The 19,569-nt window shown below is 61.7% G+C and carries 20 protein-coding genes; 13 read left to right on the forward strand and 7 right to left on the reverse strand.

The window, feature by feature from the left end; translation table 11 throughout:
- Window positions 1-195 precede the first annotated feature (195 nt).
- Complete coding sequence (locus tag ASC92_RS20675) at window positions 196-852, reverse strand: flavin reductase family protein (protein WP_200936012.1); 657 nt, start codon at window positions 850-852, stop codon at window positions 196-198.
- Between the two features lie 25 nt (window positions 853-877).
- Window positions 878-1,870, reverse strand: coding sequence for a tripartite tricarboxylate transporter substrate binding protein (locus ASC92_RS20680; protein WP_056519265.1), 993 nt, complete (start codon window positions 1,868-1,870; stop codon window positions 878-880).
- Window positions 1,871-2,844: 974 nt separating this feature from the next.
- On the opposite strand from ASC92_RS20680, the gene ASC92_RS20685 reads away from it, so the two are divergent.
- The 3 genes from ASC92_RS20685 to ASC92_RS20695 all read left to right on the forward strand — a co-directional run bounded on the left by ASC92_RS20685 (window position 2,845) and on the right by ASC92_RS20695 (window position 5,704).
- On the forward strand, window positions 2,845-3,597 hold the full coding sequence (locus ASC92_RS20685) for an SDR family oxidoreductase (protein WP_056519267.1): 753 nt from the start codon (window positions 2,845-2,847) through the stop codon (window positions 3,595-3,597).
- A gap of 55 nt (window positions 3,598-3,652) precedes the next feature.
- Window positions 3,653-4,576: a 3-keto-5-aminohexanoate cleavage protein gene (locus tag ASC92_RS20690; protein ID WP_056519271.1), complete on the forward strand. Its 924-nt coding sequence runs from the start codon at window positions 3,653-3,655 to the stop codon at window positions 4,574-4,576.
- A gap of 258 nt (window positions 4,577-4,834) precedes the next feature.
- Entirely contained in the window at window positions 4,835-5,704 is an 870-nt protein-coding gene (locus tag ASC92_RS20695; RefSeq protein ID WP_056519276.1) for an AraC family transcriptional regulator, read from the forward strand.
- A gap of 114 nt (window positions 5,705-5,818) precedes the next feature.
- On the opposite strand, the gene ASC92_RS20700 is transcribed toward ASC92_RS20695, so the two are convergent.
- Window positions 5,819-6,703: an SDR family oxidoreductase gene (locus ASC92_RS20700; RefSeq protein WP_056519906.1), complete on the reverse strand. Its 885-nt coding sequence runs from the start codon at window positions 6,701-6,703 to the stop codon at window positions 5,819-5,821.
- An 83-nt stretch (window positions 6,704-6,786) separates the two neighbouring features.
- On the opposite strand from ASC92_RS20700, the gene ASC92_RS20705 reads away from it, so the two are divergent.
- Window positions 6,787-7,371, forward strand: coding sequence for a TetR/AcrR family transcriptional regulator (locus tag ASC92_RS20705; protein WP_056519279.1), 585 nt, complete (start codon window positions 6,787-6,789; stop codon window positions 7,369-7,371).
- A 20-nt stretch (window positions 7,372-7,391) separates the two neighbouring features.
- Here ASC92_RS20705 and ASC92_RS20710 read toward each other — a convergent pair whose 3' ends face one another.
- The 3 genes from ASC92_RS20710 to ASC92_RS20720 form a co-directional block, all read right to left on the reverse strand.
- Window positions 7,392-8,282 carry a fumarylacetoacetate hydrolase family protein gene (locus ASC92_RS20710; RefSeq protein WP_056519283.1) on the reverse strand — a complete coding sequence of 297 codons (891 nt, stop codon included), beginning with the start codon at window positions 8,280-8,282 and terminating at the stop codon, window positions 7,392-7,394.
- Window positions 8,283-8,334: 52 nt separating this feature from the next.
- Window positions 8,335-9,174, reverse strand: a complete 840-nt coding sequence (locus ASC92_RS20715; RefSeq protein WP_056519285.1) for a hypothetical protein — start codon at window positions 9,172-9,174, stop codon at window positions 8,335-8,337.
- A gap of 75 nt (window positions 9,175-9,249) precedes the next feature.
- Window positions 9,250-10,035 (reverse strand): IclR family transcriptional regulator, encoded by a 786-nt coding sequence (locus ASC92_RS20720; RefSeq protein ID WP_056519288.1) that lies wholly within the window; start codon window positions 10,033-10,035, stop codon window positions 9,250-9,252.
- Window positions 10,036-10,262: 227 nt separating this feature from the next.
- Here ASC92_RS20720 and ASC92_RS20725 point away from each other — a divergent pair, with 227 nt between their 5' ends.
- A complete protein-coding gene (locus tag ASC92_RS20725) occupies window positions 10,263-11,435 on the forward strand; it encodes a fumarylacetoacetate hydrolase family protein (protein WP_056519290.1) in 1,173 nt (390 codons plus the stop codon).
- A gap of 27 nt (window positions 11,436-11,462) precedes the next feature.
- Window positions 11,463-13,010 (forward strand): UxaA family hydrolase, encoded by a 1,548-nt coding sequence (locus ASC92_RS20730; RefSeq protein WP_235505921.1) that lies wholly within the window; start codon window positions 11,463-11,465, stop codon window positions 13,008-13,010.
- 278 nt (window positions 13,011-13,288) lie between these two features.
- Here the strand turns inward: ASC92_RS20730 and ASC92_RS20735 are convergent, their stop codons facing one another.
- Window positions 13,289-13,864 carry a winged helix-turn-helix transcriptional regulator gene (locus tag ASC92_RS20735; protein ID WP_235505922.1) on the reverse strand — a complete coding sequence of 192 codons (576 nt, stop codon included), beginning with the start codon at window positions 13,862-13,864 and terminating at the stop codon, window positions 13,289-13,291.
- A gap of 108 nt (window positions 13,865-13,972) precedes the next feature.
- Here ASC92_RS20735 and ASC92_RS20740 point away from each other — a divergent pair, with 108 nt between their 5' ends.
- From ASC92_RS20740 to ASC92_RS20770, 7 genes are all read left to right on the forward strand, one after another.
- Window positions 13,973-14,956, forward strand: coding sequence for an MBL fold metallo-hydrolase (locus ASC92_RS20740; protein ID WP_056519297.1), 984 nt, complete (start codon window positions 13,973-13,975; stop codon window positions 14,954-14,956).
- Window positions 14,957-14,964: 8 nt separating this feature from the next.
- Entirely contained in the window at window positions 14,965-15,858 is an 894-nt protein-coding gene (locus ASC92_RS20745; protein WP_056519300.1) for an alpha/beta hydrolase, read from the forward strand.
- A 61-nt stretch (window positions 15,859-15,919) separates the two neighbouring features.
- Window positions 15,920-16,330, forward strand: a complete 411-nt coding sequence (locus ASC92_RS20750; RefSeq protein WP_056519302.1) for a hypothetical protein — start codon at window positions 15,920-15,922, stop codon at window positions 16,328-16,330.
- Between the two features lie 63 nt (window positions 16,331-16,393).
- Window positions 16,394-16,807 carry a tautomerase family protein gene (locus ASC92_RS20755; RefSeq protein WP_056519306.1) on the forward strand — a complete coding sequence of 138 codons (414 nt, stop codon included), beginning with the start codon at window positions 16,394-16,396 and terminating at the stop codon, window positions 16,805-16,807.
- Between the two features lie 231 nt (window positions 16,808-17,038).
- On the forward strand, window positions 17,039-17,659 hold the full coding sequence (locus ASC92_RS20760; RefSeq protein WP_056519309.1) for a flavin reductase family protein: 621 nt from the start codon (window positions 17,039-17,041) through the stop codon (window positions 17,657-17,659).
- 157 nt (window positions 17,660-17,816) lie between these two features.
- The gene (locus tag ASC92_RS20765) at window positions 17,817-18,713 is read left to right on the forward strand and encodes an alpha/beta hydrolase (protein ID WP_056519311.1); all 897 of its coding nucleotides are present in this window, start codon (window positions 17,817-17,819) and stop codon (window positions 18,711-18,713) included.
- Between the two features lie 30 nt (window positions 18,714-18,743).
- On the forward strand, window positions 18,744-19,532 hold the full coding sequence (locus tag ASC92_RS20770) for an enoyl-CoA hydratase/isomerase family protein (RefSeq protein ID WP_056519315.1): 789 nt from the start codon (window positions 18,744-18,746) through the stop codon (window positions 19,530-19,532).
- The last annotated feature ends 37 nt before the right edge of the window (window positions 19,533-19,569 follow it).

Genomic DNA, 19,569 nt, shown 5'->3' on the forward strand with positions numbered 1-19,569 from the left:
CGATGCGGTGCCTGCGACCAAGGGCACCACACCTGCCCTGCAGTTCGTCCCTGTCGGCGCTTGGAGCGGACATAGCGTGTCGTACTGCCGGGCATCGATAAGAGGCCATGAGCCGCGGGAATGGGGCCGCGCGGCCCAAAGCAGGCGCAACACACGCTGCGCTTGCTTCTGACCCCTGATATCTGGCGGATGTTGCTATCCCTTGCCATGCGACGACGGACTGCTGGCGCCCGCGAGCCGCGCGATCTGGAAAACATTCTCTGGCGAAACCTGAACATAGTCATTCAGCCCCCCGGAACGCATGATCGGATACGCCTCTGCCGTCTGATAAACGCCGTCTTTCAGAAGTGCCATGTCTATGTAGACGCCTACCACTTCGCCCAGCACCAGCCAGCCACCTACCTTTTCGCCTGCGGTGTTTCGGAATTGCACGATATCGATCACTTTGCATTCCATGGCTGCGCGGCTTTCGCCTACCCGCGGGACGTTGACCATGCGGCCCGCCACCGCTGTGAGGCCGGCGAATGGGAATTCGTCCTCTCCATGCGGAAGCGGTGCCGATGTCTGGTTCATCTGATTGCCTAGTTCCCGCGTGACCAGGTTCCAGGTGAACTCGCCCGTTTCCGATGCGTTTTGAACGCTATCTTTCCAGGCGATCGAAGAAAATCCGATGATCGGTGGATCGTAGTTGAACGCGTTGAAGAAACTGTAGGGTGCGAGATTGACCCGCCCCTGGGCGTCGCGTGACGAGATCCAGCCGATAGGCCGCGGCGCCACCAGCGCATTGAGCGGGTTGTGGCTCAGCCCGTGACCCTTGGCGGGCTCGTAGTAGTGAAAGTCTCGAATGGTCATCTAAGGGGCCTTTTCCGTGGCAACGTTATTGCGCCACCAGATGAAGAGTCTTGGCGATGTTGATGAACTTTTCGTTCTCTGCACGCAAGAAGGTCGCTGCCTGCGGGAGTGTCATTGAGTCCAGTTTGCGCAAACCCTGCGCGGTGGCGAGCGCCAGGAATTCCGGACTGTCATTCCATTCTCGAAAAGCCGTGCTCAGGCGTGCGGCGATGGAATCGGGTGTGCGTGCGGGCGCGAACAGGCCGGTCCAGATGCCGAACTCGAAGTTCTTGAACCGAGCGTCCTCGCTCAGCGTCGCCAGGTTCGGCAGGAGCGGATGCCGCTTGGGGCTCGCGATGGCAATGGCCTTGATGCGCCCGGTCTGAATCATTCCCAGAATTGGCCCCGCAAGAGGGACAAAGGCAAGGTCCACCTCGCCGCCGCCGACGGCCGTGGCGATTGGAGCGATGCCTTTGTACGGCACCTCCAGCAACTTGGCGCCGACACGCCCCTGGAATTCAGCGGCCGCGAGATGAGCGAGCGTGCCTTGACCCCAATGCGCAACGGAAAGCTCCTTCGCGCCAGGCTTTTGCAACTGTTCGACGAGTGCGTTGAGGGTGTTGAAAGGTCGGTCGGGATGGCTGACGAGGACCATGTCCGCAATCCCGAACGAACCAATGAGCTTGAAGCTGTCGAACGTGTACTTGGCCGAAGCGACCGTGAGCGGCGCCACCACGAAGTCTGGACCGGCGGTCGCGAGCAAGGTGTATCCGTCGGGGGACGCGTTCAGCACATTCATCGCCGCGATGGAGCCGTTTGCGCCAGGCATGTTGTCAACCAGAAGAGACTGTCCAAGGGCGCGCTGCAGCACGGGTACGGAGGGCCGCACCGAGGCGTCAACGCCGAAACCGGCAGGATAGGCAACCTTGATCAGGATGGGCTTGTTTGGATAGGACTGCGCGTTGGCGGTGCCTGCGGCACCACAAAGCGCGACCGCAACAAGGGCGGAATCAAAGAGTCTGCGAATCAGTGTTTTCATGTTTGTCTCCGTGCGCCAGTCGAGAAGGCCGGCAAAGTGTTGTGACTAGCCATACCATGGATGTCAAAGAATAACGATCGTTTACCAAACGAAGGCTATGTCATCACCGAGTTTGCGTCAACAAGGATTTACTCCATGGGATCGGCGGAGCGCTGAGCGCATGCACGGGGCACTGCATCGGCGCGCACACCCGTGTCGGTGGGGTACCCGATTCGTGGCACTTCCAAGCAAGTGATGGCGCCACGCTGCAATCGGCAACGGCTTTGTTCCGAGAGACTGGGGGCCTCAATAGCCCACCTTCCACGGAGACACAAAATGCCCGTCATTGTTTGCGGTGGCGCCACGCTGCAATCGGCAACGGCTTTGTTCCGAGAGACTGGGGGCCTCAATAGCCCACCTTCCACGGAGACACAAAATGCCCGTCATTGTTTGCGAATGCAAGGCCGGAATCCCAGCTGGCGTCAAGGCCAAGATGGCCGCCGAGTTCACGAGTGCAATCAGGGAAATCATCCTCTCGCCGCTCGACCTGATCAGCGTCGTCTTCCATGAAGCCACTCCCGAGAACACCTACCGTTCGGGAGAGGCCACTTCCGAAACGCTGATCTTCTGCCACATACGTGATGGACGCAGCGATGGCGCCGTGCTGTCTCTGGCCAAAAGGGTGAGCTCGATCTGGAGCGCGTGCACCGGAGCGTCAGAGGACGAAGTCGAGGTTCTCGTCGCACTTTATCCCGCCAAATANGCTGTCTCTGGCCAAAAGGGTGAGCTCGATCTGGAGCGCGTGCACCGGAGCGTCAGAGGACGAAGTCGAGGTTCTCGTCGCACTTTATCCCGCCAAATACGTCGTGCGTGGCGGTGAACGCCTGCCCGAAGCCCCTCGCGTTTGAGGGTGCGCAGCATTCGCGCATCAGCACACAGCCGATCTTCGCAGCCTCCGGGCCAACTCCGACTCACAAACAATCAAGGAAACTTTCATGCCACGCAAACTCGACGGCAAGATCGCAGTCGTTACCGGTGGATCTACGGGAATCGGGCTTGCCACCGCCAAGCGGTTCGCCAGCGAAGGAGCGCATGTCATTGTCACCGGCCGTCGGCAGGCCGAGCTCGACGCCGCGGCGTCCGAGATCGGCAACGCTACCGGCATCCGGATCGACTCATCGAACATGGCCGAGTTGGACGCGCTCTTTGATCGGGTGAAATCGGAAAAGGGCCGGATCGACGTATTGTTCGTCAACGCGGGCGGCGGCTCGCTACTGCCGCTCGGGAATATCACCGAGGAACAGTATGACGACACCTTTGGCCGTAACGTCAAAGGCGTACTGTTTACCGTACAGAAGGCGCTGCCGTTGCTGGCGGATGGCGCATCAGTCATCTTGACTGGCTCCACCGCTGCCAGTGGTGGCGCCAAGGCATTCAGTGTCTATGCCGCCTCAAAGGCCGCCGTACGCTCATTCGCCCGCAATTGGATTCTGGATCTCAAGGGCCGCGGCATCCGGATCAACACGCTCAGCCCCGGACCCACCAAGACGCCAGGCTTGTTTAATCTAGCCGGCCCCGATGCGGAACGGCAGCAGGGAGTACTGGACGCCCTCGCCTCGCAGATCCCAATGGGCCGCGTCGGCGATCCGGACGAAATTGCCAAGGCGGCGGTCTTCCTTGCTTCCGATGATTCAAGCTTCGTCAACGGTATTGAACTATTCGTCGACGGTGGCAAGGCCCAGATCTGAAGATGGCGACGGTAGGACGAACCTGGCCATCTAACGCGGGTTTCCCTTTCGCAATATGAGCAAAGTCATCATCACATGTGCTGTCACCGGCGCGATCCACACACCCTCGATGTCAAGGCATCTACCGGTTACACCGGAAGAGATCATCGAAGCCTCGGTCGGCGCGGCCCAAGCTGGCGCCGCAATCATTCACCTGCATGCGCGTGATCCTGTCACGGGCAAGCCGGATCAAAGCCCCGATGCATTCGCCCAATTCTTGCCGCAGATCAAGGCACGCACCGATGCAGTGTTGAATGTCACCAGCGGTGGCTCGCCCTACATGACGATCGAGGAGCGCATCCAGCCGTCAATGCGCTTTGCGCCCGAGGTGGCCTCGCTCAACATGGGTTCCATGAACTTCGCGCTGTTCCCGATGCTGGCGCGTTTCAAGGAGTTCAAACATGCCTGGGAGCGCGAGGCACTCGAAGCCAGTCGTGACCTGATCTTCCGCAACACCTTCAGGGACATCGAATACGCCCTGGCGCAATGTGCTTCCAACGACACGCGCTTCGAATTCGAGTGCTACGACGTGAGCCATCTTTACAACCTGGCGCACTTCGTCGAGCGTGGTCTGGTCAAGGCGCCGTTCTTTGTTCAGACTGTATTCGGGATCCTGGGCGGTATCGGATCGCATCCTGAAGACGTGTTGCACATGAAGCGGACTGCCGATCGACTGTTCGGCGATGACTATCGCTGGTCGGTGCTGGGGACAGGCAAGGATCAGCTTCGCCTTGCAGCAATGTCTGCCAGCATGGGCGGCAATGTGCGCGTCGGATTGGAAGACAGCCTATGGCTCGGACGCGGCACTCTGGCCGAGAGCAATGCGGCGCAGGTGCTGCAGGCGCGCCAAATAATCGAAGGGCTCGGTCTCGAGATCGCCAGCCCAGACGAAGCTCGGGAAATGCTCCAATTGAAGGGAATCGGGAAAGTCAAGTTCTGAGAGGGAACAGGGCTGACGTGTTTGCCAAAGCAAACGGCGGGGCATTGCCCTGGGCTCATCGCATCGCCGTTGCTGCAGAGCAGCACAAGGAGCCAAGGTGTAGGATAGAGACGCAAGCAATACGGTTGATTTGACGTCTGTCTATCTGTCGGCGGCTCTCCCTTCAAGGGGAACTCACCAGCAACTGATTCGCTTGCGAGGTCAAGGGAGAGGACGCGCCGCACAATGACGGACGCAAGGCCAAAGCGGAGGCAAGCAATGCATGGCCACCTAGACGCACAAACTGAATATCGCGAGGTTGGGGGCGAATTCGTATCCGGCACCATTGTTGATTCGCGCACCACGCACCTTGAAGTCCTCGCACGCCGAGCGACCGGCCCAATTTCCTGGCGCTTTCGCCAACCGCGGCTCGCGCTGTTCTGGTTTCGCAACGGCCTCAAAGAGTTGAATCTGGAGCTCGACGGCCGCCGCATCCACTCCGGAATAAAACAAGGAACAAGCCTTGCGCTGTTCCCAGCCTCGACTTCGGTCGAAGGCGAGTTCGACGTCGCCCCGCACTTCGACTACACGGTGGTCTTCCTCGACCCGACCGTTGCGTCCGGCGCCGGCTGCCACTTCGATAGGCCGCTGATTGCCTTCGGCAACGAAGATCTGCAACGTGGCCTTTCGGTTCTATGCCGTGAGGCGCGCAATGCAGACAGCCTTTACGGGCTGTTCGCCGAGGGTTGGGCAATGCAGGCACTCGCCCTGCTCGGGCGCGTCAACGGCAACCCGGCAGCCACCGTTCGCCCGTCCGGGGGCCTCGCACCTGGCAGCTTGCGGCGCGTCATCGACTACATCGAGGCCGACTTGTCGAGACCGTTCACGATCGATGGCCTGGCGGAAATCGCCGGCGTCAGTCCCCGGCATTTCATGCGGGCTTTTCGGGACAGTTCCGGGCAGACGCCATTGCGCTTTGTGTACGGCCTGCGTCTCCAGCGGGCCAAGGAATTCCTTTTGGATCCCCGCCGCACCGCAACTGAAGTCGCGCTGGAATGCGGCTTCAGCCATGCTCAGCACTTCAGCACTGCATTCAAGAAGGCGACCGGCGTGACGCCGTCCGATTTCCGCAGGGCTGCAATCCGCTGATGCGTCGCACGGACTGACCAGGGCCGTTTCGGGAAACCGCGCCAGTTGGCCAGCTCGGGAGCCGGCGCGCCCGCGAACGATGCTTCGATTCTTGGCGGCGGAGGAGCGGAGAGCTCAGGCTCGAAATTCGCTGAGGTTGTCGGTCAACCACTCGGTCAACGAGCGAGGAACCTTTCCGGTCAGTTCCTCGACGGTCGACGTTGTTTCGGCGATCGTTGACTCGCGGAACATCTGGTCGAGGCCGACCAGAAGATCGGCTACCAATGGAGAAAGTCCGGCGCCGAGCAGCGCCTCTCGCTGCTCGGCAGGTGAGCGGTCGACATAGGTAACCGACTGCCCGAGCAGGCGGGCCAACTCCTCTGCCACCTGCTTCATGGTCCATGCGCGTGGACCAGATAGGTGGTACGCACGTTGCGACGTTGGCTCGATCTCCTCAAGCAATGCGATACGGGCCACCTCGGCAACATCGCGGGTATCGATGAAGTTCACCCGGCCGTTCCCTGCTGCGCCAGCCCAGGAACCGGTGGCGATGTGTGGCCCCGCACGCTTGAGCACATCGGTGAACGTCGTCGGCCGCAAGACCGTAGACGCGATCGGCTGCTGTGCCAGATGCGCCTCGATCTGCATATGCCAAGCGAGGGGAAGAAGTCGGGTCGCAGGACCGAGGGCAGACAGCTTGACGATGTGCCGAACGCCTGCTGCGACTGCTGCATCGATCAACGCGATTTCGTTGGCGACCTGTTCGAGGGAGGTGCCATGCGCGATGAAGAGCCGGTCGACGCCGCGCAGGGCCCTGTCGAGCGTCTCCGCGCGTTTGAAGTCAACCTTGAACGTGGCCACCCCTTCAGGCAGTTGCGCCGGGCCGGATTGGCGCGTTAGTACGAGGAGATCGATCGGATCGTCGGCGAGCAATGCCGTCAATCTGACGCCAACGCGTCCTGTTGCACCCGCAATGGCAATCCGGGGTCTTTTGGGATTGGAGTTCAAGTGGTCGAGCATGTCTGCGCCTGCTAGAAGTATCATGGAACGAACGGTCCACATATCTTGGAACGATTATTCCAGCTTGTCAAAGGTTTTTTCAAATGAGCGGAAAGCCACAGTACGACGAAGGTGCCGTCATCGATGCCGCCGTGGATGCCTTCTGGCGTCACGGATACGCGGCCACGACGATCAATGTGCTGACGGAAGCGACCGGACTGTCGCGTTCAAGCCTTTACCAACGTTTTCAGGACAAGGATGGCCTGTTCCAGATCGCACTTGCAACCTATACGGATCGGGTGCTGCGCAGGATGAAGTCGTACGAGAGCGGCAGTGCGCGTGCGCGGCTCGAGGCACTGCTGCGCGGGCTGCTGCCCATGGGGTCCCGTCGGCCGCCGGGTTGCCTGCTCGCAAGAAGTTGTGCCGAGCTGGTCGATCTGCCGCCGGAAGGACGGAAAGCAGCAATCTCGGGTATGAGCCAGCAGCGCAATCTGCTCGAAGGTCTGCTTCGAGAAGCAATTGCAGTTGGAGAACTGCCCCGTGGGGCAGATGTCGCCGCGCTGGCTTGGTATTTTCTCGGGGTGATGCAAGCGATCTTGGATTTACCGCAGGCGGGTGCTACCAGGAGCGAATTGGACCGGATGATCGCTGTTGCAATGTTGGCGTGGCCGGCGGCTACGCACTCGTAGAACTCGCCTTTGCCGTCGCCTTAAAGCTCAGGCAACTGACCAGCGCGCCAGGCGGCGCCCATGGCATCGCTGTAGGCAACGGTTTGCTGGCGCTGCGTGCCGAGCAGCTCACTGCCCAAGGTCATCACATCACCGGCCTTCAGGAACACAGGCGGCTTCTGGCCGAGACCGACACCCGGCGGCGTACCGGTTGGAATCACGTCGCCGGGCTGAAGCGCCATGAAGCGGCTGAGATAAGACACGATGGTTGCAACGCCGAAAATCTGCGTACGGGTGTTGCCGGTCTGCCGGCGAGTTCCGTTCACGTCGAGCCAGAGGTCGATGTTCTGCGGGTCCGGCACTTCATCGGCCGTCAGCAGCCAGGGGCCGATCGGCGCATAGCCGAGGTAGCTTTTGCCTTTGGTCCACTGGCCTTCCATTTCGATTTGCCAGGCACGTTCCGACACATCGTTGCAAAGGCAGTAGCCGGCCACATATTGCAACGCTTCTGCTTCGCTGACATGCCAGGCCGGACGACCGATCACGATAGCGAGTTCGACTTCCCAATCAAGCTTGCCTGAGCCGGGTGCGACGATGACCGGGTCGTTGGGGCCAGCCAGCGCGCTGGTGTGCTTGTTAAAGACAATCGGCTGTGTGGGAATCGGCGTGTTGGTTTCTGCCGCATGGTCGGAATAGTTGAGGCCGATGCAAACCACATTCGGAACCTGGCCCACGCAGGGGCCGAGCCGTGTATCGGAGGGCATGGCGGGCAAGCTCGACGTATCGAGGGCGCGCAGCCTTGCAAGGCTCTCGGGCGAAAGCGTTGGCCCGTGAATGTCGCTTACTACGGAAGACAAATCGCGCAAGATGCCTTGTGCATCAACGAGGCCGGGTTTTTCAGAGCCACGGGGGCCGAATCGAACGAGACGCATGGGGAATCCTTTTGGGTTTTAAGAATATGTATTCAGGTTTGAGGCCGCGTTGTCAAAGCTGCTCGAGCGTCAGCGCAAGCTCACCGAAGTTGCCATAGCGAAGCACGGCGGGACGCTTGAACGGTAGGTCAATCGCCCCCGCAAATGAGCCGGTGATGACTGCCTGCCCGACCTCCAGACCCGTGCCCTGGCTGCGCAGGAACTCGGCAAGCCAGTAAAGAGGCAAGCGCGCGTCGCCGTTGGGATGGCTGGCTGCAAATGTGATGTCGTCATGGCCCTGTACCGAGAGTGCAATCTCGAAGGGGCCAGGAAAGGGCTCCTGCGCAAAGTCCATGACGACAGTCGGCCCTAGCACCACGCTTTGGTGCCACAGGCTGTCGGCCATCAGTTCAGGGCCGCTGGCATCTGCAGCATCGTCATAGCGACAACCGAGCACCTCGACCGCCAGCCGCACGCTGCCGATGGCGGCGTTGACATCGGCAGGGGTGTAGGGGGTGGCCCGTGGCGGCAGGCTTTGCTTGAGCTCGAATGCCAGTTCGGGTTCGATGCGCGCTGCGCCTGTCGGTCCGGCAGGTGCGGCAGCCATGCCGCCCGATGGCCTTGCATCATGCAGCGCGGCGGCGACCCAGCGATCGCCCGGGGGCAACCCGCATTTCCAGCCGATGACGGGGCTGCCACGCAGTTCGCTGATTCGCCGCTGGATGCGCCAACCGTCTTCCGGCGTCGCAGGACGCAAGCCGGCTTCCAGCCTTGCACCGAGGCGACCCGACGACTGAAGTGCGTGCAGGTAGCGCGCGGCGGCCTCGATGGCGATCGGCTCCATGCTGAACTCGTCGCAAGTCGAAAAAGCGCCGGTCGCGCTTTTGGCGCTCTCGATCTGGATACCGTTCATCTGTCTGTTTCCTTGTGTCGACTGAAATTGCCTGTCGGGTCTGTAAGCCTCATGCGGCGTTTTTCCGCCGGGCTGTCACCCCTGGGGCCAGACCAAGCCCAGCGTGCCGCTCGCCTGTTGCAGCAGGGCGTGAAACTCCGCGTCGCGCTCGGCGCCCATGCGCAGCAGAGGGCCGGCGATGCTGATCGTGCCCAGCACGCGCTGGCTTTCGGGCTCGCGCACTGCTGTCGCAATCGCTTTCACGCCGGGCTCTGCCTCTTCAACTGCCAGCCCGTAACCGCGGGCGCGGGTCACGTCCAGTTCGCGCAGCAGTTCATCAATGGTGTGCATCGCACGCGGACCGGCGAGTTTGCCGGGAGCGGCCGGCTGGCCCAAGCCGTTTTGCAATGCCAGCCGGGTCGCCGCTTCGTTGCTCATCGTGGCCAGCCACGCCTTGCCATTGGCGGTGGTGTGCAGCACTGGCCGGCCATTGAGTGCCGGCTGGTACATCAGGCCGGGCGGCGCACCCTGGGCCGATGCGAACCAGTGCAGCGCGTCGCCCTGCACAACGGTCAGCCGCACCAGCTCGCCGCAGCGCCTGGCCGCCTCATCGAGCACGGGCTGCACGATGCCAGGCAAGCCAGTGCCGCGCAGATATTGCTGGCCCAGCAACGCAAGCTTCAGCGTCAGGCGATAGCGGTCGGTTTCGGCATCCTGCTCAATCCATCCGAGCGTGGCCATTTCCGCCAGCAGCCGATGCGCCGGGCCTTTTTGCAGGTCCAGTGCAGTCGCAATGTCAGACAGGCGCCGCCATTGGCCCTCTACCGCCAGCAGTTCGATGACTTCGAGGCACCTCTCCAATAAACCCTTGACAAGCCGCATTTGAAGAAACAGAATTCTTGTTGGAACAAAGTTACTTTAACGTCACGCAAGACAAGTGTCAATCCTTTCGCAAAAGACATCGGCCTGAAAACCGAAGCCAATCATCGAAGGGAACAACACCCGTGCCGATCACCCGCGCATTGCTTTTCGCGGCCCATTGAAGGTGCGGTGTACCTGGTGCATGCCGGCCAGCCCCAACTCACGAAAAAATAAGGCAGAGAGTTTCCATGTCACTCGATCTTTCCTGCACCCTGCCGGACGACGCCGCCGATGCGCTGCTGATTGGCAGACTCTGGCAGCCCGGCATCGGCCCGACGGTGGTCGCTTGCCATGACGGCATGCTGCTCGATCTGTCGGGGCTGGGCGCCACCGTCAGTCAATTGCTGGAAATGCCCCATGTGGCGGGCGCCGTGCGCGCCGCCTTGCCGACGGCAACCCCGCTGGCACCGCTCGCCAGGGTGCTGGCCAACTCCGACGAGGCCCTGCGGGACGAATCGCATCCGTGGCTGCTGGCTCCGTGCGACCTGCAAGTCGTCAAGGCCAGCGGCGTGACCTTTGTCGCCAGCCTGCTGGAACGCGTGATCGAAGAGCAGGCGCGCGGCGATGCTTCGCGTGCCCAGGCGATCCGCACGGCGCTGTCGAGCATCCTGGGCGACAACCTGACCGGCATCGTGCCCGGCTCGGACGAGGCTGCGCGTGTCAAACAGGTCTTGATCGAGCAGGGTGTCTGGTCGCAATACCTCGAAGTCGGCATCGGCCCGGATGCCGAAATCTTCACCAAAGCGCCGGTGCTGTCGGCGGTGGGCACCGGCGCGCAGGTCGGCATTCATGCGGAGTCGAAGTGGAATAACCCCGAGCCCGAGGTGGTGCTTGCAATCAACAGCAGCGGCGCGGCCGTCGGCGCGGCGCTGGGCAACGATGTGAATCTGCGCGATTTTGAAGGGCGCAGCGCCCTGCTGCTCGGCAAGGCCAAGGACAACAACGCGTCGTGCGCGATCGGCCCCTTCATCCGGTTGTTCGATGCGGGGTTCACGATCGACGATGTGCGCCGCGCCGATCTCGCGATGCGGGTCGACGGCCCCGAAGGCTTCACCATGCACGGTGCCAGTTCGCTGGCCAAGATCAGCCGCGATCCGCTCGACATCGTGGCGCAGGTGATCGGCCCGAATCACCAGTACCCCGACGGCTTCATGCTGTTTCTGGGCACGATGTTTGCGCCGACGCAAGACCGCCACGGGCCCGGCCTTGGCTTTACCCATGAAGTGGGCGACGTGGTGCGCGTGGCCACACCCCGGCTCGGCACGCTGGTCAACCGCGTCAACCACTGCAGCAGCATCGCGCCCTGGAGCTTCGGCATCACTGCGCTGATGGGCAATCTGGCGCAGCGCGGGCTGCTCTGATCAACACCAAGGCGATACCAAGGTTCCATGAAACAACCAACTGTTGTATCCAAAGCTGCGAATGAGGTGGCACCGCTGATCAGGCTGGCTGCGCGAGACGACGTCGGTATTGCCAGGCGCGACCTGGCTGCTGGTGAATCGCTCGCGCTTGGGCCAGCATGTGCCGGCCCCGTCCCCGCCGGCCACAAGGTTGCCCTGCATGACATCGCAAAAGGTGCGGCTGTGCGCCGTTATGGCCAGGTCATCGGCATGGCGACGCAGCCCATCAGCGCCGGCGAGCATGTGCATGTGCACAACCTCGGCATGGGCGAGTTCACGCGCAGCTCCAGCGTGGGCGAGGCCTATCGGCCAACAAGTTTCATCGATCCCGCCGCAACCTTCATGGGCATAGTCCGTGCCGACGGCCGAATCGCAACGCGCAACTACATCGGGATTCTGTCAACGGTCAATTGCTCCGCCAATGTGTCGCACGCGATTGCCGAGCGCTTCAAGGGGGCGGCCCTCGACGCCTATCCGAATGTCGATGGCGTTGTACCGCTCACACACGGCAGCGGCTGTGCGATGGACCCCGATGGCGAAGGACTGGCCTTGCTGCGCCGCACGCTGGCAGGCTATGCACGGCACGCCAACTTTGCTGGAGTGCTGATCGTTGGATTGGGCTGCGAGTCCAACCAGCTTGATGCTTTGAAAGTGGCCGGTGAACTTTCTGAAGGCCCGATGCTGCGCACCCTGGGCATTCAGTCCACCGGTGGCACGCGCGCGGCGATCGATGCCGGAGTGGCGGCCATCGAGTCGATGTTGCCTGAGGCGAACAAAGTGCAGCGGCAGCCGGTGGCTGCCAAACATCTGGTTGTCGGCCTGCAATGCGGCGGCTCTGACGGCTATTCGGGCATCTCGGCCAATCCGGTGCTGGGCGCCGCGGTGGACTTGCTGGTGCGTCATGGCGGAACCGCGATCCTGTCGGAAACACCAGAGATCTATGGTGCGGAACATTTGCTGACGGCCCGCGCCGCCCTGCCGGCAGTGGCCGAAAAGCTTGAAGAGCGCCTGCGCTGGTGGGAGGACTACACCTCGCGCAACCACGGCGAGATGAACAACAACCCATCGCCGGGCAACAAGGCGGGCGGCTTGACGACCATTCTTGAAAAGTCTCTCGGTGCGGTGGCCAAGGGTGGCAGCAGCGGCTTGATGGCGGTTGTCGAATATGCCAGGCCTGTTCAAGCCCATGGGCTGGTGTTCATGGACACGCCCGGCTATGACCCGGTCTCTGCAACCGGCCAGGTTGCCGGCGGCGCCACCCTGCTCTGCTTTACCACCGGACGAGGCTCGGTCTATGGCTGCAAGCCTTCGCCTTCGCTGAAGATCGCCACCCATTCAGGCCTCTACCGGCGCATGAATGAAGACATGGATTTCAACGCTGGCGAAGTGCTCGACGGTACGGCCAGCGTTGAGGATGCCGGTGCGCGGCTGTTCGCGCTGATGCTGGAGACGGCCTCCGGCGGCAAGACCAAAAGCGAAGCACTCGGCATAGGCACCGATGAATTCGTGCCGTGGCAACTTGGTGCGGTGATGTAGTCTTTGCCTTGGCCGCGCATTGCCTCAAGTGCGCCGCCGCTGCGATGCCGTATTCGGCACGCTTGCCCCGTTTCCGGTCACCGAATGATCCCCGAACCCTAGGATCACCAACTTTTTCGGCACTGCAAGCCACCTACGTCAGCACACAGAGAGACGCGCTGCGGCACGAGACACGACCACGAGAAGATCTGCGGACGCAACCGGGACCTCAGTCAACGTACGTGCCAACCTGCAACCCGCTTTTTCAGCACCCGACCCCAGTAGCTGGTCAGGCTGGCTTAGTCCTTCGGGCTAGGTAGCGATGCGGCGGGCATCGATTCCGCATCGACCAACGCCTGTGCGTTGGGCTTGGTGCACGGGCCCGCGCATTGCGGCCCTCGCCCTTGTTCAACCTTCGTGTCGGCCCGGAACTCGCCCAATACTGAGCGCGCCGGACGCGGTGCACCGAGGTGCAAATAACGTAGTTCATCCATCAAGGCATTCCAAAGTGAAGGGCCGCCCTTTTCCAGCAGTTCCGAGCGCAAAGACGCCTCCGGATGCGTATGCCGAAGGCCCCAGGCAGCCATATATGCGAGCAGAGGTACAAGCTGTATGGCCGCTTCCGTGAGGCTGTAGATGCCTTTCTGCTGATGATTCGGATCCGGAGATCGTGTCAGCAGGCCAGACGCGGTCAAGTGCTTCAGCCGGCTTGCGAGGATGTTCGAGGCGATGCCTTCCTTGTTTTGCTCCAGCAGAGCGCCATAGCTGCGCCTGTTCTCGAACATGACATCGCGGATAACGATCAGGCTCCAGCGGTCGCCGATCTGCTCAAGCGTCAGGTTGATCGGGCAGCCCGATCGTCTTATTTGCGACAAAGTTCTCTCCTAAATTTCCACTTGCATTATGCAAGTTGTAGGCATATCATTCAACCACTTGCACAATGCAAGTGCCGTAGAGATCTTGGCAGATCGTTAGGAAACACTATGAAATTCTCCACCATCACTTCGCGTGCCGTGCTCGCGGTATCGCTGGCATTCGCTGGCACCTTCGTTGCGGTAGCACCGGCCCAAGCTGCAGCGCCGATGCAGCACAAGCAGGTTCCGGGCTTCTATCGCGCGATGATTGGCGACTATGAAGTCACCGCGCTCCATGACGGCAGCGCCGGCATTGACTCCAGCCTCCTGCATGGCGATCCGGCGCTCATCCAGTCTCTCCTGGCGCGCTCCTTCCAAAACGATCCCAAGAATGTCTCGGCCACCGTCCAAGGCTTCCTCGTCAACACCGGCTCCAAGCTCGTTCTCATCGATACGGGTGCAGGCGGCCACTGGGGCCCACCCGCGCTGGGCAAGCTCGTGCAGAACTTGAAAGCCTCCGGCTACAAGCCGGAGCAGGTTGACCTGGTGCTGCTGACCCATCTTCACGCCGACCATGCTGGCGGAATCTACAAAAACGGGAAACGCGTCTTCCCGAATGCGACCGTGATGATGAAGAAGGCCGACGCCGACTTCTGGCTGTCGAAGGAAATCATGGCCAAGGCCCCGGAAGACGCAAAAATCTTCTTCAAGGTGGCACAGGATGCCGCCGCGCCTTACATCGCTGCCGGCAAGTGGAAGCCGTACGAAGGCATGGACGAAATCGTCCCCGGCATCGCACCGTATGCCATTCCCGGCCATACGCCCGGTCACACCGGCTACATGATTTCCTCAAAGGGTCAGTCGCTGCTGGTCTGGGGTGACACCGCTCACGTCCTCGCCGTCCAGATGCCGCACCCGGAAATCGGCATCGCCTTCGACTCAGACGGCCCGACGGCCATCAAAACGCGTGAAGACCTTCTTGTGAAACTCGCCGCGGACAAGACGATGATTGCCGCCGCCCACATGCCGTTCCCGGGCTTGGGCCGTCTTCGCAAAGCCGACGCCGGCGCTGGCTACGACTGGGTACCGGCGACCTTCCTCGACGTGAAGTGAGCTGACCCATGACCTACGATTCATCTTCCATCCGCAAGCTCCGGGATGCGATGTTCGCCTTCGCCGTTGCGACTCCCGTAGGCACCATCGAAGCGCTCCGCGCTGGCATGGAGGCAATTTCACAAGCAAACCCGCCGGCGGCTGACCTAGCCGTCGAGCCGATCGAACTCGGTGGCGTAGCCGCGGTGGCGATTACGGCCCCCGGAGCATCCAAAGACCGAGTCATCTACCATTTCCACGGTGGTGGCTGGGTGGCTGGCTCTCCTGCCTCGCATCTGGGCATGCTCGGAGAGTTGTCTCGAGCGGCAAAGTCCCAGGTCATCGTCCTGGACCACTCCAAGGCACCTGAGCACCCATTTCCGGCGTCCTACGACGAGTCCATCCGCGGCTACGAAGCAGTGCGTGCGCTTGGCAAGCCGTTCGCCGTGGCAGGAGACTCCAGTGGCGGTGGCATGGTTCTCAACGTTCTTGCCTATGCATCCTCGAAGGGCCACAAGGACGCGCGAGCAGCGCTACTGATCAGCCCATGGGCAGACTTAACGCTGACGCTGCCCTCGTTGACGCAGTTGGCCGACCGCGACCCAATGGTCAACGCGAGTGCGATGCGGGAGATGGTCGGGGCTTACGCTGGCAACCACGATTTGAAGAATCCGCGCATCTCACCCGTGTTCGCCGACATGCACGGTTTTCCTCCACTGCTCATCCATGTCGGAAGCGACGAAGTACTTCTCGACGACGCCATTGAAATTGACCGAAAGGTGCGCGCGGCCGGCGGCGAGTCGCACCTTGAGGTCTGGCCGGAGATGCTGCACGTTTGGCACATTCAGACAGGCTCTTTGCCTCAGGCCCACGACGCGCTGCAGCGAGCCGGCGAGTTTCTCGTCGGGCACCTCGAGAAATAGAGGTCGTAGACATGCGATGGGAATATCGCAACGACTACCGAGATCAACCTAGGAGATGGCAATGACTACTGACACCAACGCGCCGGGAACGGCATGGATGCAAATCGTCAAGAAGAAAGGAACGAGCGACTTCGCGGCGTCGTTCACCGCTGACGCCAGCCTTCAGACCTCAGCCCTCAGCAAGGCCGTGGTCGGCCCGGCACTCATCGGGGCGTTCTTTACCGCGACGAGCACGATGTACGAAGACTTCGTGTTCACTGCGGAGACGGTCGACGGTGCGAAGACTTACCTTGAGTGGGATGCCACCCACGGTGGTAAGCCGGTCGCCGGCACCACCATCATCACTCGGAATGAGTCTGGCCTCATCAACAACATCAAGCTCTTTCAGAGCCCGTTTCCCGTCGTTCGTGAATTCTCATCTGGCCTCGAGGAGCGGCTCGCAGGAACACTCGGTCAGGACTTCTTTAGCTAAGCCGGGAAAACATCCAACTTCATCGCCTCATTTAACCTGAACAACACAACCGAGGAAACACTCGTGCCAACATTTCACGCCCACATTCCGGCTCAAAAGTTCTCCAGCGAAGAGAAGCGGTCCCTGGCGGATGCCTTGAATCTCGCTCTTCATGAAGCCTTGGATACGCCTATGGATGACCGTTTCGTCATCATCAGTGAGCACAAGGACGATGAATTCTTCATCCATCCGACCTTTCCTGCCATGGAGAGATCCGACAAGCGCATGGTCATAACGGTGACGTTCGGTACGAGCAGGACGGTAGAGCAGAAACGCAAGCTCGCGGAGTTGGTTACCCGATACGCAGTAGAAAAGGTTGGCGTCAGCAAAGACGATATCAGCCTGATGATGTATGCCATTCCGTTGGAGAACATGAGCTTCGGCGGTGGAAAGCTGGTCTCTGACATCGACCTCTCTATGCCTTGGGTAAACAAGTAAGAAGGACGAAGCTGCCCTGTTCCTTGGAAACGGGACAGCGAAATTGACTTGAAACGGATGTCTCGTTCGTTTCTCAGGCGTGGGCCTTATCTGGCTTTGATCCGACACCATTCTCTGGACGGGTATCGAAATGAATACAGCCACCACCCCCGCCCTGGTGCCGCGGACGCGCACCGAGCCCGAAGCGTTGGAGGCTGCATTCCTTGCTCCCGCCCCAAAAGAAGTAAAGCTATGACCGACTGGCATTTCTACGAACCGGCGCAAGGGCATTCCCTGCGTCACGATCCGCTCAACGCCATCGTCGCTCCGCGACCGATTGGCTGGATCAGCACAGTCTCTAACGACGGCGTGCGCAACCTTGCGCCCTACAGCTTCTTCAACCTGTTCAGCTACAAGCCGCCGATCGTCGGCTTTTGCTCGCTTGGTGCGAAGGACTCGCTCGCCAACGCGCGTGACACCGGCGAGTTCGTATGGAATCTGGCGACGCGAGAGCTCGCCGAGGCGATGAACGCCTCCGCGGTAATGGCGCCCGCGCACGTCGATGAGTTCGAGTTGGCCAAGCTGGAGACGCTGCCCTCCGCCAAGGTGCGGCCAGCGCGCGTTGCGGCTAGCCCGGTGCAGTTCGAGTGCGTGGTCACCCAGATCGTGCAGCTTGAGGCGCAGGGCGGCGCGGCGCTCCCGGCGTGGCTGGTGTTAGGCGAAGCAGTAGCGATCCACATTGACCGGCAGCTGATCACGAACGGCGTTTACCAGACTGCGCAGGCGCGCCCGATCCTGCGCGGCGGTGGGCCGGCCGACTACTTCGAAATCTGCGCGGGACAGCTCTTCACGCTTGAGCGACCGGGTGATTGACTTGGCGTCGAGCGAGATCGTGCACGCAGCGATTCATCGCCGGCCGCTTGATGGCGGCCGGAAATTTTCCGCGGAACTCGGTCGCCGCCTGCAAGGCAAGGTCGATGCGAGTCACTTTTACGGCGTCGCCTGACATCTTTCTACAAGGAGAACTCCCATGTTTCAACGTACCGATATCGCATTCGAAGCCGAGGGCGGCGTCACGCTGCGCGGCTGGCTCTATGTGCCCACCGGCGGCACCGGGCCCCATCCCACCATCACCATGGCGCATGGCTACGCAGGCGTGAAGGAGCACGGCTTGGAGCGATTCGCCGAGAAATTCGCCTCCAACGGCTTTGTCGTCCTCCTGCACGATCACCGCAACTTCGGCGCCAGCGACGGCACGCCGCGCCAGGATATCGACCCATGGCGTCAGATCGCCGATTGGCGGCGCGCGATCAGCTTCCTCGAACACCAGGACGTCGTCGATGCGAAGCGCATCGGCTTGTGGGGCACGAGCTATTCCGGCGGCCACGCACTCGTGCTTGGCGCAACCGAACGCCGCTTGCGCGCGGTCGTCACGCAGGTGCCGACGATCAGCGGCTTCGAGCAAGGACTGCGCCGCATTCCGCCCGACGCCGTCGCCGCCATCGAGGAGGCCTTCTCGGCGGACGAACGCGCGCAGGCGCGCGGCGAGCCGCCGCGCCGGCAGACGATCGTCAGCGCCGATCCGGCCGTCCCTGCTTCGTACCGCGCCAAGGACGCCATCGAGTTCTATCTGCAGCCCGTGCCCGACGGCGCCTGGGAGAACAGCGTCACGGTGCGCTCGACGCGCGCCGCGCGCATGTACGAACCGGGCGCGTGGATTGCACGCGTGTCTCCCACGCCGTTGCTGATGATCGTCGCGCTGCAGGACACGATCACGCTGACCGATCTCGAGCTGGCCGCCTACGAGCGCGCCCTTCAGCCGAAGCGCCTTGTGACGATCCCCGGCGGCCACTTCGATCCGTACATCACCAGATTCGATCAATCCAGTGCTGCCGCGCTGGACTGGTTCAAGGAACACCTCGCGTAACCCCAACTTGCGACAACGCAGGAGCCCGACATGTCTCATCTCACCCATACCATCGAGCACGGCATTGCCACGATCATTCTCGATCGCCCACCGCAAAATCGCATCGGCGACCAGATGGTTGACGAACTGGCCACGGCGATCAACGCGATTGAACGCAGTGACGCGCGCGTCGTGCTGGTGCGCGCCGAAGGCGAGAACTTCAGCTTTGGCGGCGACATCATGCCGTGGCCCGACGCTCCCCCCCGCCAGCTGCGTGCGCGCTTCGAGGGTTACATGGACGTCTTCAATCGCTTCGAACGCCTGCCCTTGCCTGTCATCGCGGTGGTGCACGGCTTGTGCGCCGGCGGTGGTTTCGAGCTGGCGTTGCGCGCCGATGTCATCTTTGCCGCCGAAAGCGCAACGTTCTGCCATCCGGAACAGTCGCTTGCTTTGGTGACCCTGCTGGGCGGCATCTACCGCGTCGCCGAACGCGCAGGACGCGCACGTGCCATGGAATGGGCACTGACTTCCGAGCGCGTCCCCGCCGCGACGATGGAGCGCTTCGGCGTGATCAACCGCACCGTCGCCGATGCCGGGCTGCTTGCAGAGGCGCACGCGTTCGCCGCGAAGTTCGTGCACGGCCCTACACGCGCCCACGCCGTCCACAAGGCCTTGCTGCGCGCCTGGGCCAACGGCGGTGTCCAGGCGGCCGACGACGTGATGTTCAACGTTGCCATGCCCTTGTTCGAGACAGAAGACGTGAAGGACGGGCTTGCTTCGGCCATCAAGGCCCTGAAGGCCGGCACACCGCGCCCGCCGCTCGAATTCAAGGGCCGTTGATCCGCCACGCAAGCCCTGCAAGGAGCGGCACATGCAC

Origin of the sequence: Variovorax sp. Root411, from assembly GCF_001425205.1 — a bacterium.
GTDB lineage: Bacteria > Pseudomonadota > Gammaproteobacteria > Burkholderiales > Burkholderiaceae_C > Variovorax.

Excerpts from the sequence above, each read along its gene's own strand:
- ASC92_RS20675 (WP_200936012.1), bottom strand. The coding sequence starts at position 852 with ATGACCATTCGAGACTTTCACTACTACGAGCCCGCCAAGGGTCACGGG.
- ASC92_RS20680 (WP_056519265.1), bottom strand. The coding sequence starts at position 1,870 with ATGAAAACACTGATTCGCAGACTCTTTGATTCCGCCCTTGTTGCGGTC.
- ASC92_RS20685 (WP_056519267.1), top strand. The coding sequence starts at position 2,845 with ATGCCACGCAAACTCGACGGCAAGATCGCAGTCGTTACCGGTGGATCT.
- ASC92_RS20690 (WP_056519271.1), top strand. The coding sequence starts at position 3,653 with ATGAGCAAAGTCATCATCACATGTGCTGTCACCGGCGCGATCCACACA.
- ASC92_RS20695 (WP_056519276.1), top strand. The coding sequence starts at position 4,835 with ATGCATGGCCACCTAGACGCACAAACTGAATATCGCGAGGTTGGGGGC.
- ASC92_RS20700 (WP_056519906.1), bottom strand. The coding sequence starts at position 6,703 with ATGCTCGACCACTTGAACTCCAATCCCAAAAGACCCCGGATTGCCATT.
- ASC92_RS20705 (WP_056519279.1), top strand. The coding sequence starts at position 6,787 with ATGAGCGGAAAGCCACAGTACGACGAAGGTGCCGTCATCGATGCCGCC.
- ASC92_RS20710 (WP_056519283.1), bottom strand. The coding sequence starts at position 8,282 with ATGCGTCTCGTTCGATTCGGCCCCCGTGGCTCTGAAAAACCCGGCCTC.
- ASC92_RS20715 (WP_056519285.1), bottom strand. The coding sequence starts at position 9,174 with ATGAACGGTATCCAGATCGAGAGCGCCAAAAGCGCGACCGGCGCTTTT.
- ASC92_RS20720 (WP_056519288.1), bottom strand. The coding sequence starts at position 10,035 with ATGCGGCTTGTCAAGGGTTTATTGGAGAGGTGCCTCGAAGTCATCGAA.
- ASC92_RS20725 (WP_056519290.1), top strand. The coding sequence starts at position 10,263 with ATGTCACTCGATCTTTCCTGCACCCTGCCGGACGACGCCGCCGATGCG.
- ASC92_RS20730 (WP_235505921.1), top strand. The coding sequence starts at position 11,463 with ATGAAACAACCAACTGTTGTATCCAAAGCTGCGAATGAGGTGGCACCG.
- ASC92_RS20740 (WP_056519297.1), top strand. The coding sequence starts at position 13,973 with ATGAAATTCTCCACCATCACTTCGCGTGCCGTGCTCGCGGTATCGCTG.
- ASC92_RS20745 (WP_056519300.1), top strand. The coding sequence starts at position 14,965 with ATGACCTACGATTCATCTTCCATCCGCAAGCTCCGGGATGCGATGTTC.
- ASC92_RS20750 (WP_056519302.1), top strand. The coding sequence starts at position 15,920 with ATGACTACTGACACCAACGCGCCGGGAACGGCATGGATGCAAATCGTC.
- ASC92_RS20760 (WP_056519309.1), top strand. The coding sequence starts at position 17,039 with ATGACCGACTGGCATTTCTACGAACCGGCGCAAGGGCATTCCCTGCGT.
- ASC92_RS20765 (WP_056519311.1), top strand. The coding sequence starts at position 17,817 with ATGTTTCAACGTACCGATATCGCATTCGAAGCCGAGGGCGGCGTCACG.
- ASC92_RS20770 (WP_056519315.1), top strand. The coding sequence starts at position 18,744 with ATGTCTCATCTCACCCATACCATCGAGCACGGCATTGCCACGATCATT.